Annotated in this window: 12 protein-coding genes and 1 pseudogene; 3 read left to right on the top strand and 10 right to left on the bottom strand. The window is 68.1% G+C overall.

What is annotated here, in order from left to right; genetic code table 11:
• From A5694_RS02900 to eccB, 8 genes are all read right to left on the bottom strand, one after another.
• On the bottom strand, nt 1-699 hold a 699-nt coding region (locus tag A5694_RS02900), incomplete at its 3' end, for a S8 family serine peptidase (protein ID WP_234787895.1).
• The gene (eccD, locus tag A5694_RS02895) at nt 677-2191 is read right to left on the bottom strand and encodes a type VII secretion integral membrane protein EccD (RefSeq protein ID WP_064920339.1); all 1515 of its coding nucleotides are present in this window, start codon (nt 2189-2191) and stop codon (nt 677-679) included. The genes eccD and A5694_RS02900, both read right to left, overlap by 23 nt.
• Nucleotides 2192-2376: 185 nt before the next feature.
• Nucleotides 2377-3276, bottom strand: coding sequence for an ESX secretion-associated protein EspG (locus A5694_RS02890; protein ID WP_064920338.1), 900 nt, complete (start codon nt 3274-3276; stop codon nt 2377-2379).
• Nucleotides 3277-3418: 142 nt separating this feature from the next.
• The gene (locus A5694_RS02885; RefSeq protein ID WP_064920337.1) at nt 3419-3703 is read right to left on the bottom strand and encodes a WXG100 family type VII secretion target; all 285 of its coding nucleotides are present in this window, start codon (nt 3701-3703) and stop codon (nt 3419-3421) included.
• Nucleotides 3704-3717: 14 nt separating this feature from the next.
• Entirely contained in the window at nt 3718-4014 is a 297-nt protein-coding gene (locus A5694_RS02880) for a WXG100 family type VII secretion target (protein ID WP_064920336.1), read from the bottom strand.
• A gap of 114 nt (nt 4015-4128) precedes the next feature.
• On the bottom strand, nt 4129-4428 hold the full coding sequence (locus A5694_RS02875; RefSeq protein WP_064920335.1) for a PE family protein: 300 nt from the start codon (nt 4426-4428) through the stop codon (nt 4129-4131).
• 362 nt (nt 4429-4790) lie between these two features.
• A complete protein-coding gene (eccCa, locus tag A5694_RS02870; RefSeq protein WP_064920334.1) occupies nt 4791-8990 on the bottom strand; it encodes a type VII secretion protein EccCa in 4200 nt (1399 codons plus the stop codon).
• A complete protein-coding gene (gene eccB / locus A5694_RS02865; RefSeq protein ID WP_064920351.1) occupies nt 8987-10498 on the bottom strand; it encodes a type VII secretion protein EccB in 1512 nt (503 codons plus the stop codon). Before eccB ends, eccCa begins: the two co-directional genes overlap by 4 nt.
• A 588-nt stretch (nt 10499-11086) precedes the next feature.
• Here eccB and A5694_RS02860 point away from each other — a divergent pair.
• Nucleotides 11087-12853, top strand: coding sequence for a molybdopterin-dependent oxidoreductase (locus A5694_RS02860; RefSeq protein ID WP_064920350.1), 1767 nt, complete (start codon nt 11087-11089; stop codon nt 12851-12853).
• 277 nt (nt 12854-13130) lie between these two features.
• Nucleotides 13131-13487 carry a hypothetical protein gene (locus A5694_RS02855; protein WP_125225991.1) on the top strand — a complete coding sequence of 119 codons (357 nt, stop codon included), beginning with the start codon at nt 13131-13133 and terminating at the stop codon, nt 13485-13487.
• Nucleotides 13488-13567: 80 nt separating this feature from the next.
• Here the strand turns inward: A5694_RS02855 and A5694_RS02850 are convergent, their stop codons facing one another.
• The gene (locus A5694_RS02850) at nt 13568-14131 is read right to left on the bottom strand and encodes a hypothetical protein (RefSeq protein WP_064920332.1); all 564 of its coding nucleotides are present in this window, start codon (nt 14129-14131) and stop codon (nt 13568-13570) included.
• 606 nt (nt 14132-14737) lie between these two features.
• On the opposite strand from A5694_RS02850, the gene A5694_RS02845 reads away from it, so the two are divergent.
• Complete coding sequence (locus A5694_RS02845; RefSeq protein WP_064920349.1) at nt 14738-15373, top strand: hypothetical protein; 636 nt, start codon at nt 14738-14740, stop codon at nt 15371-15373.
• Between the two features lie 35 nt (nt 15374-15408).
• On the opposite strand, the pseudogene A5694_RS22350 reads toward A5694_RS02845, so the two are convergent.
• Nucleotides 15409-15948: pseudogene (locus A5694_RS22350) on the bottom strand (class I SAM-dependent methyltransferase); the annotation flags it as partial.
• Nucleotides 15949-15952 lie beyond the last annotated feature (4 nt).

The raw sequence follows: 15952 nt of genomic DNA, 5'->3' as shown, positions 1-15952 counted from the left end.
GGCGCACCGGCGCCGGCCCCCGCGCCCGCCCCTGCCCCGGCGCCCGTCCCCGGTCCCGCGCCCGGCACCGGGCGCCGGTTCCTCACCCTCGACGGGTGGCGGAGCCGGCGGCGGTGGGGGCGGCGGCATTACCACGATCGTGGTCTGCGGCGCCGGCGTCGGCGGCGGCGGTTCGTTGGTAGGAACCGACGGGGGCCGGCGGGTCTGGCGTGGCGGCGGCAGCGGGGTCACCCCGTTGTCGGGCATCGCGGCGATCAGCGATGCCACCAGGGTGCCGTGCGCGTCGCAGTCCGACAGCCCATCGCCGCCGCCCATCACGTAGTCGCCGCCGCCGATCAGGTTCGGCAACCGCGGGTGCGGCGTCACGCCGGTGTCGATGACCGCGACGGTCACCCCGCCCCCGCGACTGAATTTCCACGCCTCGGGCAGATTGAGCATGTCCATGTAGGCCGGCTGTACCCGGAAGTCCGTGTTCGGCAGGACGCCGACCTCGGTGCAGTACGAGGTCTGCCGCATCGTCTGCGGCGGTCCCGGCGTGCCGTCGGGCGGCAGCGCGGCCGGATCGATCCGCGGCGGATCGATTGCGCCGGCCACCGGCATCCCGGCCAGCGAGCCACTCGTCATCATGATCATCGCGGCGCCGGCGGCCGCGGTGCGCTGCAGCCGACGCACGCCCCTAGCGGTACCGGATGGCTTCATAGGTATTCATCAACCACAGTGCCAGCGGGAACAGCGGCATCAGGCACAGGTATTCGATCCATTCGACGAACTTGCGGAACAGCGGGCTGTAGATGGTGTTGGGCACGATCACCGCGGACAGCAGCCCGAACATCGGGACCAGCACCAGCAGCGCCGCACCGATCACCAGCGTCGTGGGCGTCCACTGCACCACCACGAAGCGCACCACCACCGCGGCGACGATGACCAGACCGGTCAGGGTCACCGTGACCGCCTGCCAGCGGTCCCGGAAGGAACGGCCGCGCAGCACCAGGAACCCGGCGGTCAGAGCCGCCAGCAGCACCGGCAGCCAGGACCGGTCCGAACGGGGGTCGCTCAAACCGGTGACGGTCACCGCGATCAGCACGCCCAGACCGGACAGCAGACCGGTCAGGAACGAGCGGGCCCGTTCGGCGCGCAGCACCACCTCGCGCACCGACTCCGGACCCTCCAGGGCCGGCGGGGCGCCGGGCGTGGTCACCACCGTGGTGGGCAGGTCGGGACGGGCCTCGAACACCCAGCGGCTGGTCGCCGACGGGAAGACCGGCAGTCGCAGGCCGGCGAGCCACCGCGACAACGACGGAGCGCCTTGGTAGGCCAGCACACAGGCCAGATACACACAGGCCATCAGGGTCACCGCGCCGGTCAGGAACAGCATCCGCAGCACCCCGGCGAACATGACCGCCACACTGATGACGGCGACGGCGGTGTAGGCGGCCAACTGCCGCCCGGTGAGCCGGATGACCGACAGCGCACCGATACCGGCGACACCGAAGCCCAGCGCCGCCTGGGCGGCTCCCACCGGGCCGGGCACCGCCGCGGCGGCAGCCACCACCAGTGGCGCCAGGCCGCTGGCCAGGAGAATGTCACCGACACGCCGGTCAGACGCATTGCGGGCCTGCAGCAGGATCAGCGCGGCAGCGATCAGCACCAGCAGGGCCAGCCCCGCGCTGAACCCGGCCGCCAGCCAGTCGTCGTGCCCGTAGCGCCAGGCGGCGAGCAGTCCGGTCGCCAGCAGCACCCCGATCGCCAGGGTCGATACCCCGACTCGCACGGCGGTTGCGGCATCGACCGGGGCGAACCGCTTGGACAGGTTCACCGCGACCGCGGTGGAGATGTGTTCGATGACCGGCGACCGCCGCTCCCCGTCCTCGATGAACCGCAGCCACAGCCGGTCACCGTCGTAGACGTCCTGCTCGGTCAGCGACTGGTTCGGCCGCAGCGCGGTGCCGTCGACCAGGCACAGCACCCAGCGACCGCGTCCCTGCGCCTGCAGGGTCGGCTCCTCGAGCTCGGCGAGCCGGCTGTTGATCACCTTCAGCAACGGGTCGAGCATCACCGACACCGGCGCGTCGGCGTCCAGCAGCGTCCCGATCTGGACGCCGTCGCCGGCCATGATCCCCACCACCACGGCCCGGGGCGCCGACGGCGCGACTTCACCGCCCGGCTGCGCCGACTCGATAGCCGTGGTCATGGTCGCACCACCTGATCGACGAACACTGACGCCATAGAACCCATGGGTGCCGCCTCGCAATTTGTCATTTCAAAGTCCGTCCAATTCTAAAGCCAATGCATGCAATTCGCACGATTCGCGTTTACCGGCAATTTCCCGGTGCGGCACACGACATTTCGGTGCGCGTCAACCCCCCGGTCGGCCGGCTAGACCCTCCGATGCGTTTTCCAGGCGCCGTAGGGCAGGGTGTCCAGAACCGTCTTTACACCAACCTGCACCAGCTGCGGGGTGGCCGGGCAGATCGCCAGCCACGCTTCGCCCGATCCCGCGGTGCGCGCCTGCTGATACAGCGCGATCCGGCCGCCGGACCCGTCCTTGAGCGACAGCACCGAGGCGCTGGGGCCCTTGGCGTCGTCACGGTATTGCCGCGCGTACACGGCGGCCTCCGCAGCCGGCTCCGACAACGCCTGCCCCAGCGCGGCCACGGTGGCGGCACTGATGCCCATCCGGCGCAGGTCTCCCCCGGTGAAGATGTTGAAGCCGGAGTCCTGCCAGCTCTGCGTCGCCTCCAGCATCTCCTCCATCGGCACGTTGACCGCGGTGATCTGCGCCGGATCGGCGTGGTGGATCGATTCCATGCCGTCGATCACCAGGGCGGCGATCGATGCGGCATCGGTCACGGCGACGTCGTCGACGGTGATGTCGGTGCCGACCCGCACCGCCGACACCCAGTGCTCGCCGCGCCGCGCCAGCAGCACCCGGAACTCGTTGTCGGGGATGTCGCGGGTGCCAGGTGGCTGGTCTTCGTCATCGATCACGCCGTAGCGCAATTTGCCCAGTGACAGCAGCGCGACCACCTCGAGGTCGGGCGCGGCCAGCACCCGCATCCGGGCCGCCACCACCTCGTTGACCTCGTCGTCGACGACGATGCCCTGCTCACGCATCACCGCCATGCCGGGGTGTTCCGACAGCCAGTCGTTCGAATCGGTGGAAACGTAAGGTCGGCAACGCAACTCGGGCGCGACGTGGCGAATATCCAGCAGCGCCTGCAGCATCCAGAAGCCCTCGACGTTGACGGTGATGTCGGTGCGGGTGCTCGGGTCCATCACTACCCTCCTCTACCTTGCCGATGTACTTGGCTATTGGATCACGCAGCGGTCAGGTCACGCTTGCCACTACCCCACCCATTGCAGCACGCGGCAGCACACCGGTGGATCGGTGTGCTGCCGCGCTGCGAGTTGCGGTCGGTCAGGCCCAGCTGGACCCGACCGAGGCGTCGGTGTTGGCCATGTTGTTGCCGGCGGTCTGCACCTTCTGACCGTGGGCGTTGGCCTGCTCGTAGATGACCTGGAAGTTGCGGCCGAGCTGGGCCACGAACTCCTGGCAGGCCACCGAACCCGCGCCACCCCAGAAGTCCCCGGCAGCCAACACGTCATGCACGATCGCCTGGTGCTCGGCCTCCAACGAAGCGGCCTGGGCGCGGATCAACGCACCGTGGGCATCCACATCACCGAACTGGTAGTTAATGCTCATCTGTAGTTCTCCTCCTAGCTCGACAGGATCTGCTGGGAAGCAGCTTCCTGCTGCTCGTAGTGGTTCGCGTCGCGAATCAGACCATCGCGCACCCCGTGCAACATGTTCACGATGTTGCGAAACGCCGTCTGCATCTGACCCATCGTGTCGTAAGACGTCCGCTCGGCCAGACCACCCCAGCCCGCACCGGAGATGTTGGTCGACGACGCCCACATCCGCCGGGCCTCATCCTCCACCGTCTGGGCGTGCACATCAAAACGCCCCGCCATCGCCCGCATCGCATCCGGATCGGTCATAAAACGTGTTGCCACTGTTGTCTCTCCTTGTCTTGAAGTTCGTTGGTTGTTGTTTCTGGTAGTTACCTGGTCACCGGATAGAGCCGCTGGTCATGTCCGGCTGTGCACAAAAGAACGGCTCTCCTCCCATCAGCCCGCCGAAGCCGCGTTGGCGGCCTCGGTGGCGGCGTAGGAAGTGGCACTGCTGTTGAGGGTGGCGACGAACATCTCGTGGATCGCCGCGGCCTGGGCGCTCACCTGCTGGTACATCGTCGCGTGGGCGGCGAACTGGGCGGCGGTCAACGCCGAGACCTCATCGGCAGCAGCCGGCACCACGCCGGTGGTCGGGGCGGCAGCAGCGGCGTTCTGCGCGTTCAACGCCGAACCGATTCCGCTCAGGTTCCCGGCAGCCGCGGCCAGCGCCTCCGGCTGCGCGTTGACGAACGACATTCGACTTTCCTCCTCGGATCGCCTTCAGCAATCTTTCTGCCACTGAGCGTAAGGGGTCCTGACGGCCGATACAGCCGATGACGCTCAGTGTTCATCTGGGGACAGCAACTGTTCACTTGGGGTAACAGCGGAGTAACCCGATGGCTGGTTCTGGGCCGTGGAAACCGGGCCAGCCTGCCGAAACACAGTTCTGTTATTCGCCGCTGCGGTGGCGGGCCGAAGTCCCCGCCGAGGCGGTCGCAACGGTGCCTGCGATTAAAATCTGGCCGCGGCGAAAGCTTCCCGCCCGCACCGGATGTGACACCCCCAGCAACCACGACGCCGCTGTTAGGCGCATCACCGCGGCCGCTGGTGGAACAGGCTCAGCGGACCGGGGTGGCCGCGCGTTCGTTCGCCGGCGCGCGCCGCAGCTCCGTTGCGGCGACTTGCACGAACACGCCGGTGTCCTCGGCCATCAGCAGGCCACGGCCACGGGGCAGCGGACCGCCCTTCATCTTGCCGCGGATGAAGCCCTCGTCGGGGTCGGCGTCCATCACCAGCAGCGGCGCATTGGCCTGGTGCAGGGCCCGCAGCAAGGGATCACTGCCGGCCGACGACCAGCCGCCGAAGGTCCTGGCGGCGATCACGTGCAAGCCGACGTCCGCCGAGCGGGTCACCCAGGGGGCGGCCTTCTGGAACGGCGAGTCGAAGCCGGGCGGGAACTGCTGGATGTCATCGATGATCAAGAAGATCTCCGGCCCGCTCCACCAGGTGCGCGAGAGCAGCTCCTCGGCCGACAGACCCGGCGGTGGCTCCCGGTTGGCCAGCGTGGCGGCCAACTCGTTGATCAGGGAGACGGCCCCGTCCATGTTGTAGGCGAACTTCTCCACGTAGTCCGAGCCCAACGTGGTCAACAGCTGCCGACGGGGGTCGATCAGCCACACCTGCGCCGACGGTTGCGTAGTCGGCGGCGCGGTGCTGGCACCGGGCGCGTACAGCCGCTCGATCTCGCTCATGATGGTGGCCAGCGTGGTGGTGCGGCCTGCTTCCCGGCGCCCGGTCACCATCAGGTGCCCGTTCTCGGCGAAGTTCAGATAGACCGGCTGCAGGTCGAGTTCGGAGATGGCCCAGGCGATGCCGCCGGCACCCACACCCTCGCGCTGGTCGTTGGCCGCGACCGCCCGCACCTCGTCCAGACCGAACCGCGCCGGCAGCCGCCGCACCGGGCGCACCCGGCCCACCGCGACCTGACTGACCGCGGCAGCGACGCTGTCGGACTCGAAAACCCGCTCGTTGGTGTCGGCCATCGCCGGGCGCGCGATCAGCGTGTGCAGGCCGGACTGCGGATCGCTGTCCAGCCGCACGTAGTTGACCGCGACCATGCCCCGGCCCGGCTTGACCGGGACGTCCTTGGCGAACCGGGACCGCACCAGCTTGGCGTCCTCCACCGCCGCCAGCCGCAACTCGACCCGGGAGCCGAAGCCGCTGCGGACCGGCGGGCGCAACTCCGACTCGCGGTCGGCGGTCACCACCACGTGCACACCGAACGACGGGCCCTGGTTGATGATCTGGTTCACCTGCTCGACGAGCACCTCGTTGTCTTCCGAGAGCGCGCGGTAGTTGTCGATCACCAGGTAGACGTCGCCGAAGCCGTCGTTGGGGACATTTCCCGGGGCCCCGTCGAACTTGCGCCGCCGGAAGACCTCCATCGAGGCCACATCGTTCTCGAGGAAGCTGCGCTTGCGGGTCCGCACCAGCGCCAGCAGCTCGGCGACCGTGCGGCGCACGCCGTCGGGATCGGTCGGCCCGCAGACGCTGCCCACGTGCGGCAGGCTGGCCACCGTGGTCAGCGCGGTACCGCTGTAGGCCAGGCAGTAGAACTGGACCTGCTCGGGAGTGTGGGTCAACGCCGCCGAGCAGATCAGCGTCTGCAACGCCGTCGTCTTGCCGGCACCACCCGCGCCCAGGATCAGCACGTTGGCGCCCGGCCCGGAGGTGTCCACCGTCCACGGCGGCTGGTCATGCTTGAACGGGCGGTCGATGACCCCGATCGGGAACACCAGATCGCGCCGCGTGCCGTAGTCCTGTTGCCACGGGTGGCCCAGGTAGCGGTTCACCAGCTCGTCGATGGCCACCGGAACGTCCAGCGGCGGTTGCCACAGCCGATAGGGCTCGAAGTCGATCTGGCGCAGCTGGTCGATGATCACCGTGCCGACCTTGGGAATCCGGATCGCGTCCTCTTCCTCGACCGGGGGCTCCTCGGCCGGTGTGGCCGTGATGGCCGGCGTCTCCTCGGCCGCCTCGAGTTCGGTGCCGCTGACGCTTACCTCCAGCGGGGTGAACGCGGTGGTGAACAGCTGCGGCCGGATGTAGTCGATGGAGTGCACCTGCGGCAATTGCTCGTCGTCGAGAATCCCGCCGCGGTGGTAGTCGCGCCACAGGAACTCGGCCTGGAAACGGATCACCTCTTCGCCGCTCTTGCGGAAGTAGCCCAAGCCGGCCTTGCCCGGCAGGTTCACCGCATTCGGCACGCCGGCGGCCTGGGCTGCGCCGGCGGTCTGCGCCTTGAGCACCAGCCGGTAGCCCATGTTCTCCATCAGCTTCTCGGCGCGGCTCTCGATGGTCTGCGACGCCATCATCAGGTGCACCCAGTAGGCGCGGCCCTGCCGGCCGATCGAGTCCAGCACTTCCACCGCGGTCGGCATGATCCGGAACCACTCGTAGAACTCGTCGATCACCACGACGAGCATCGGCAGCGGCGGCAGGCTGTGGTCACCGCGGGCGGCCATCCGGGACCGAATCTCGTTGTACTCCTTGGCGCCGTCGACACCGGCGCTGTCGCACATCGATTTGCGGCGGGCGATCTCGCCCCACATCGCCTCCAGGAAGCGTTCCATCAGCGCCTGGTCGTCTTCCAGGTCGGTGATGATGCGCGACACGTGCGGCACACCCGCGAACGGCTTGACCGCCGATCCACCCTTGAGGTCGGCCAGCACGAACTGCAGTTCCTCGGGCGAGTGCCCCAGCAGCAGCGACTCGATCACCGTGCGCACCAGCGTCGACTTACCCGAACCCGTGGTGCCCGACATGACGCCGTGCGGGCCGTCGCCGCCTTCGTCCAGCGACTTCATATCGAGGAACAGCAGCTCACCGTTGTCGGAGCGGTTGCCGAACGGCACCCGCAGCCGGGCCCGGCTGCCCTCCTTCTGCCGGCTCGTCCAGAGACTGTCGAAGTCGATCCGCCCGGCATCCTCGATGCCGTAGTAGGAGAGGATGTCGCGGGCCCCGATGTGATGGGTCACCCGCTGACCGATCTCCTCGTAGGCCTCGGCCAGCCGCCAGTGCGCCATCCGCTGCGCGAACTGCTCGGCGTCGGTCCGGCTGACCTGGTCGGCCAGCGCGAAGAACCACTCGTTGTCGTCGATGACCATCCAGGTGTCGCGGTCGCGCGGCAGGGCGTTGATGATGCCCTTGTCGTCGAAGCGCAGCACCCGTTGCGCGACACCGCGCCACTCGGCAGCGCCGGTCAGGTCGAAGAACGTCACCCCGTCGATGCCCTCGGTGGTGTTGACGTACTCCCACTGCGGGTCGATGCCGTCGACGATGATCAGGTGGTGCGGCGTGGGCGTCTCCGCCGAGGAGCTGGCGTGGCGCGGCATGAACGATCCGCGCCCGGAGAACAGATCGGCGTGTTCGGTGGCGAAGTCGCGCACCGAGCCGTACACCATGCGGGCGTTACCCGCGGCGTCCTGGCGGCGCGGGTCGCCGAAGTGCGGCAGCCACTTCACCCAGTCCCACTGCTCCAGATCGGAGGTGACGACCACCATGCGCAGGTGGTCGGGTCCGTGCGAGAACGCGAACTGGCAGATGATCGCGCGCATCAGCCCGAGCACCTGCTCGCGATCGCCGACCAGCGAATACCACGGCTCGACCAGCAGCGAGACCATCTTCGGCAGGTTGTAGACCACGCTCTGATAGCGCCCGAACTCCTGCAGCGCCTTGCCGGTCACCGGTTCGAGTTCGATGTCGGTGGGCATGTTCTGCGGCTCGCCCCAGGTGACTTCCGGGCGCGTCATACCGACCCCGACGCGGGCCAGCCCGAAGTTGAGGTCCTTACCGTTGGGCTGGCGCTCCCACATCCGAGACGATCCCACCGCGGCGGCCAGGGTGGACGGCGCCGGGTGGTACCACCGGTAGTTGGCGTCCATGCTGTCGGCGGACTCCGCGGCCGACTCCCGCAGCCGGTCCAGCATGAGCATGAACTGGGCGCGCATCGCGTCGAGCTTGGGCCGGCTCAGCTGCTGGGCGCCACCGCCGAAGCGGCCGCCGAACATCATCATCGCGATGCCACCGATCATGAAGATCGGGAAGATGGCACCGGCACCCAGGAACATCCGGGAGCCGTTGGCCACGGTCATCGCGACCATGCCGACCAGCAGGCCCACCACCAGCACGCCGACCACCACCAGCCACCACGGCTTGCCCTCCGGCGGAGGGACGCTCAGCGGCGTCGGCAATACGATGTTCTCCGGCTTGACCACCGGGGCGCGTTCCGGCGTCGGCCGGGCGTATCCACGTTTCACTTGGGCACCGCCAATTCTGCAGGGTTCATATCGGTTGGCAGGGTGTCGTGGCGTACCAGCGCATCCTGGCGCGACAGCGTCGGACCGTGCGCCAGCAAGCGCAACGCCACCGACGGCGCCAGCGCGGGCTCAGTGACCAGACCCAGCGCCTTGCGCTCGTCGTCGCCCGGCACGCCGTATCGCACGCCCGAGGCGGACAGCCACCACAACGATTCCCGGGTGGAGGCGTCCGGGTCGTTGCCGGTCACCGCGACGAAGTTGCCGTAGCCCGGTCCGAAGTAGACCCGGTCGGCCTGCGGCATGCTTTTGTCGTTGGTCTTCACCAGTGACACCACTCGGTTGATCTGCTTCTGCGGCACCGGGATCGTGGGACCGGACACCACCTGCACCCGGGCTCGGCTCTCGCCGTTAGAGCGCTCCCACCACCAGCAGGTGGACGGGTTCTCCTTCATGTCGACGACCTTGAGCGGCCCCTCCGGGTAGGCCGACAGGTCCAGCCCGGTGACCACCGGCATCTTCGCCAGCTCCGGCGGCGCCACCACGATCGGAGCACCGCCCGCGGTCGCCCCGGCATTCTGCAGAATACGCGCCACCACCGGCGACACGGTCTGCACGCCGTTCATCAGAACCACCGAATACTGTTGCGGCCCAGCCAATTGCGGTGTGGTGAAGACGGTCCCCACCGGGCCGGGCGCATTGGGGAAGGCCGGCGGACGGCCGGCATCGGGCACAAACGGCACCGCCAACTCCGGCCCGACCGGCACCGCGTCGAACAGTGCCTGACTCATCGGCCGGGCATGCTCGACCTGCTCGGGGGTGAGTCCCAGCGGCAACAGCACCGCCCGGTCGGCGGCGTCGATGCGCGAGCGCCGGCCCTGACGGATGACCCACGATTCGTCGTTGTAGCGCAGCACCACGGCGTCCGGGCCGTCGAGCACCCGGCGGCGCGAGCTGAGGTCCGGGCTGCCGTCGATCACCGTGACCGTCACCGGCGACGGCGCGCCGACACCCTGGACGTTGCCGACGGTGTCGCAGATCAACCACGACGACGACGTGGGCGACGTCGGCTGAATGTCCGACGGCGCCCCCGGGATGCCCACCAGCGGGCCGTGCGGCTGCTCGGCGATCTGCGCGGAGCGCACCTTGTGCGGATTGTCGGGGCGACCGGCAATCAGCCGGGCCGAGGCCAAATTCAGCGCCGGATATAACGTGTCGCCGACCCGGACGTACAGCGCCCCCGAATCGCGGTCGGCGATAATGGGCGATTCGTTCATCTGGCCCGAGGGGCTCAGAAACGACCACAGCAGCGCGCCGAGACAGATCACCGAAGCCGCCGAGACCGAGGCGACCACGGCCAGCGCCTGCCGCCGGCCCGGCTCGACTTCCATCCGCACCTGCCAGCGGGTCAACGCCATCGCGGTTCGACGCGCCAGGAATTGGTACCCGGTCATCTGGGTGCGCGTCGACAACCCCAGGCCGTAACCGGGCCCCCGGTTTTCGTCAGCCACGGTCCGTCCCAACCCCCGCCCGTTGCACTGCCCGGCTACGGGGCCGGTTCGGTGCGTTTTTGGTCGTCATCTACCCCTGCCTGATCGCAAGCTTCTCCACTGCGCATGCTAGCCGTGTTGCGCAGCCCCCGCCTGCCGCGCGGAGTGCAATCCGGCGGCGATGGCGAATTCGGTTCGCCGATTCTGCCTCGAATTATGGACGCATTAGGTAAACGGTCAGTTACGCGCGAGATTCGCCTGGGCGCGACGGGCTGCCCCCGGCTACCAACGGCGGTGTTCGCCCGGAAATAATCGCGTCGAGCCGAACACCTCCCCGGCCCGGCAGGACCCGATAGACCCATTCCGCACTCTCGGATGCATCTGCCGTTTTCATCCGCATCTGCAATACCTGAGCTTCCTGCCAGAACCCTGTGCATTTGGTGTCAGAGCGGCAGAGCGAGAGCCTCCCGGTTGTACTGTCGCGACGTGACAACGATCGACGGACAGGGTGCTGAAGGACAGCTCGACCCCCGGGGTCCTGCCACCTCACCAGCCACGGACGAGACAACCCACCAGGTCAAGTACTCCACCGACGTCGTCGACGTCGAATTGGAGCTGGAACAGGGCTACCGCACCGAGATTCATAAGAATCACGACGACACCGTCGACGTAGAGACCTATGGCGGTGGCTTCGACCTGTCCCGGCGTGCGGTCGCCCCGCACCTGCGCGTCGGGCGGGACAAGTGGTTCAACCTGCTGTGGCTGATCCCGATCGGCTTCGTCGGGCTGGTCGCGACGATCGCGATCGGCAAGGGCGTCCGCAACATCCCCGGCGTCGAGGACTTCATCGCCCAATACCCGGGGAGCAGCCCGTCGTCGGCGGTCGAAGGCGGTCTTCCCGCCTGGGCCGGCTGGACGCACTTCTTCAACCTGTTCATGATGATCTTCATCATCCGGGCCGGCATTCAGATCCTCTGTGACCACCCTCGGCTGTACTTCAGCCGCAACTCCACCCCTGGCAAAGATGAATGGCTGCGGGTCGGGCCGCCGGTTCCCGACGACCCGTACTGGACCGCCAACGCCGACACCGTTGCGCTGCCGGCGCAGTTCGGCCTGCCCGGCTTCCGGCACTCGATCGGCCTGGCCCGTTGGTGGCACATGGGCACCGGGGTTCTCTGGCTGCTCAACGGCGCCATCTTCTACGTCCTGCTGTTCACCACCGGGCAGTGGCGGCGCATCGTGCCGACCAGCTGGGACGTCATCCCGCACGCGGCCTCAGTGATGATCCAGTACGCATCGCTGGACTGGCCGGACGACCACACCTGGGTCAATTACAACGCGCTGCAGCTGATCTCGTACTTCGTCACGGTGTTCATCGCCGCCCCGGCAGCGCTCATCACCGCGCTGGGCATGTCGCCGGCGCTGTCGCAGCGGCTCGGGCTGATCAGCAAGCACATGCGGCTGAACCTCCAGGTCGCCCGGTCCCTGCACTTCCTGGTGCTGTGCTACTTCCTGCTGTTCATCCTGGTGCACGTCACGATGGTGTTCGCCACGGATGCCTTCGACAACCTCAACCATATGTTCGCCGCCCGAGGTTGCGCGGAAGGCGCCGGACCCGAATGCCACAGCCCCGTCGGGTTCTATGTGTTCTGCGTGGCGGCGGTGATCTGCCTCGTCGGCTGGCTCGTTGCCACCCCGCTGACGCTCAAGTACCCGCGAGTGGTCCAGAAGGTCGGCTACGCCCTGATCGGGCCGTTCCAGCGGGCGCTGGAGAAGCTCAACCCCGAGCCGGGCACCTTCACCGAGGCGGACATCTCGCCGTTCCACTGGCGCAACGGCCGGCTGCCGGAGACCGTCGAGTACAAGGAGTTGGAGGCTGGCGACTTCAAGGACTGGCGGCTGAAGGTCTACGGGCTGGTCGAGAACCCGATGGAGTTCTCCCTGGAAGACCTCAAGGCGCTGCCCTACCACGACCAGATCACCCAGCACATGTGTGTGCAGGCCTGGTCCGGGGTGGCCAAGTGGGGTGGCGTGCAGATGTCGACGATCATGGACATCGTCAAACCGCTGCCACAGGCGAAGTGGGCCGTCTTCTACTCGATGGGCCTGGGCGCCACCGGCGGCATCTACTACAACGCCCACCCCGTCGACCAGATGTGGCACCACATGTCGATGCTCGCCTACAACATGAACGACCAACCGCTGCCCTACATGCACGGCCGGCCGCTGCGGCTGCGTAATGAGCTGCAGCACGGCTACAAGCTGGTCAAGTGGATCAAGGGCATCGAGTTCGTGGAGAGCTACAAGGAGATCGGCAGCGGCCATGGCGGCTACAGCGAAGACCACAAGTTCTTCGGCCGCCACCAGACCATCTGAGGCTCGTTGGACGCAGTGGGGGCCGGCCCGATAAGGCCGGCCCGCACTGCGTTTCGGCGACGAACCGCTCAGCTACCCAGCACCGCCGGGGCTGTACAACGAATTCGAAGCCGTTGAGCCACTTAACGTTTCCGGGCTGCGCGGCAGTGTGCTTCGGGCACCGACAGACGCCGTAGGCGCCGGCCGACCGGGCCGTCGTAGGGTAGATCCAACCAACCGAGCAACGGGGGAATCCATGCGCAGTCGCGGTATCGGAAAGTCGGTCCTGTCAATGGTGGTGACCGGACTCGCCGTCGGCGCGGTCGCGACGGCCTGCGGTGACTGCGAGGACGATGCCGACGAAGGTGTGGTCGGCGAGGCCACCGTTGCCCCGGCCGTCCCGCTGGCGCCGATTGCCCCCGGTGAAGCCGCCACTGTCCCGGATCTGACCGCCGTGCCGGATGCCCCGCTCACCAGTGCCGCACCGGCCGTCGAGCGCCCCGCTCAGCAAGGCCAGGCGACGTTGGCGCCGGCGCCGGCGGCACCCCGGGTTCCGTCGGCCCCGGCTGTCCCCGCCATTCCGGCGATCCCGGCGATTCCGGCCATTCCGGCCATCCCCGCGATTCCGGCCATCCCCGCGATCCCCTACCCGTAACCGCGATAGCCACCCGGCGGTGTTCATCGGGTGTGCGGTGTCGGGTTTTGGGTGTGCCGACGATCAGGTGCGTCGCCGGATCAGGGTCCGGTCCAGGCCGCGTCCAAGCGGTCGGCCACGTCGATGATCTGGGCCTGCTGAGACTGCGGGCTCTCAATCTCATCGGCGACGTAACTTGCGATGAACCGTCGGATCTCCCCATCCACGCCGGCGAAGATCCGCAGCAGCTCGCCACGAATGGACGTCGACGAGACCTCCACGGTGATGTCGGAGGGCCGCGGCTTGGGCACGTCGATGATCAGCAGCAACGGCGCAGCGGCCCGCGCGGTGGCCCGCAGCGCGATATCACCGGCGACGGTGAACCGCTGTTTGTCCAACCGCAGGTCGATGAGCAGGTCGATGACCAGCGGTATGTGGATGGCAAACGTGAGCAGGTCGCCCAGTCCGCGGGCCACCCGGGGCTGCTGGATCCGCACCCTGGCGCTGACCCGGGCGATGCCCCCGGGCCCCTGACGCATCGGCGGCATCTCGAACTCGTCGCCGGCGATCGCGGCGAACGCAGCTGCCACGCGCTCTTCGGTAACCGCGACCTCGAAGAACTTCCGCCCGAACTCTTCGTAAGTCAGGTAGTTGAGGTTCTGCATAGCTTGATACCGTCTCACGACCCGATCTGTAACGGCCGCTGATCAGCGTGCGCGTCGCCGCTATTTTCTCACTCGGGCCCCGCGGCGGAGCCGAGGCGTTCGGCTCTCGGCAACGAGCCGGCCAAGAGCGGCCTGGCCTAACCGGTCGCACCGGCCGCTCCCAGCCGCTTAGCCGAGCGCACCCGGCGACGTGGCACGGCCGCCGCAGACCCTGGTGTATCAGCGCGACTCGCGGTGCGCAGTGGATCGAAAATTGCGGCACTGCAACGAGAACCGTCGACACGGCCGCGCACCGAAATGACACCCCATGTGCAACTGGAGTTCTCGACGGTACGCCGGTGCCGTACACCCAATTATTCCGTTTGCCAGGAGATTTCGTATCAATTCGAAATAGAAGCCGTTTCAAGCACTCTCAAACGGGGCGTAGACAGCTTCTACCTGCACTTCAACCTATATCCACGGCCGAAAGGTGCTCAACGCAGGACATTTTCGTCCTCCTACCTGGTGTTTTCCGTTGCGACGTAATGCTTAACAACTTGAACTTCAAACGTGATGCCTGCCACAGATTTTGGTTGCCGCAGAAAGCCATTGTTAGTGTGCCTGGTCATGTTTGGTCTCGACGCGCTGATGGCGCTCATCCAGCAGGTATCCGGAACGCCGTACATCCCCGGCGGGGACAGCCCCGCCGGTACGGACTGCTCGGGCCTGGCCTCGTGGGTGTCCAATGTGGCCACTGGCCGGCCGGCCTTCGGCGACCGGTTCCACACCGCCAACGAGGAGTCGGCGCTGCTGGCCCGCGGCTTCCAGTACGGCACCGCCCCGGGCGCCCTGGTGGTGGGCTGGAACAGCCACCACACCGCCGTCACGCTGCCGGACGGCACTCCGGTGTCCAGTGGCGAGCCCGGTGGGGTGAAGATCGGCGGCGGCGGCGCTTACCAGCCCCAGTTCACCCACCACATGTACCTGCCGATGCCGGCCGACGCGCTCGATGCTCCGCCGATGGAGGCCCCGCTGCAGTTCGCCGCTATGGAGGAGCCGCCGGCACCCGAACCGCCCGCCGAGCCGATGGGCTTCGAGATGGCCCCGCCGCCGTTCGAGGCCCCGCCCCCGGCGCCGCCGTTCGAGGCCCCGATGGACTTCCCGCCCGGTGAGGCGCCGCCGATGGACGGCCCGGCGCCCGACCAGCCGCCGGCCGAGCCAGGACCGGAGCCGATCGACCGCGACGCACCGCCCCCGGCATAACCTCGGGCCATCGGCGCGGCCGGGTCGACGCGGCGTCGCGCCAGCAGCCATGCCAGCCCCTGGCCTTCGCCGTCGGCGATAATCTCCAGGCCGGCGAACGCCGCGCGCAACTCACCGGGCTGGGCCCGAAACCGCCCGGCGCTACCGCCGACCTGGCTCAGCGCGGCGATGGCCAGCAGGCCGTTCGGGGCCAGCCGCCCGATCATCGGCACATCCAGCCGTCGGTCGCGGAACCGGGCGCAGTAGATAACGTCGGCGGGCGGCCCGCCGGGCAACCCGTGATCGAGATCGGCGACCTCGAAGTGGCACCGGTCGCCGACACCGCTGCGCGCCGCGAGCGAACGCGCCTGCTCGATCGCAACCGGGGAAACGTCCAGTCCGCGGACCTGCAGCCCGCGCCGGGCCAACCAGACCGCGCCAGTCCCCTGTCCGCAGGCGATATCGAGGGCATGTCCCGCGGTCGGAAAGGCGTCGCGGTGGGCCGCGAACACCGCCGCCGGGCCGATCGCCTCCGGCGCCGGCCCGCCCCGTTCGGCGTATTTCTCGTCCCAGTGGGCGCGGTCGTCGGCACTCATCGGA

This window comes from Mycolicibacter sinensis, assembly GCF_001667945.1.
Classification (GTDB): Bacteria; Actinomycetota; Actinomycetes; order Mycobacteriales; family Mycobacteriaceae; genus Mycobacterium; species Mycobacterium sinense_B.
Note: the sequence above shows the minus strand (reverse complement) of the source record. Positions and strands in the feature narration are given on the sequence as shown.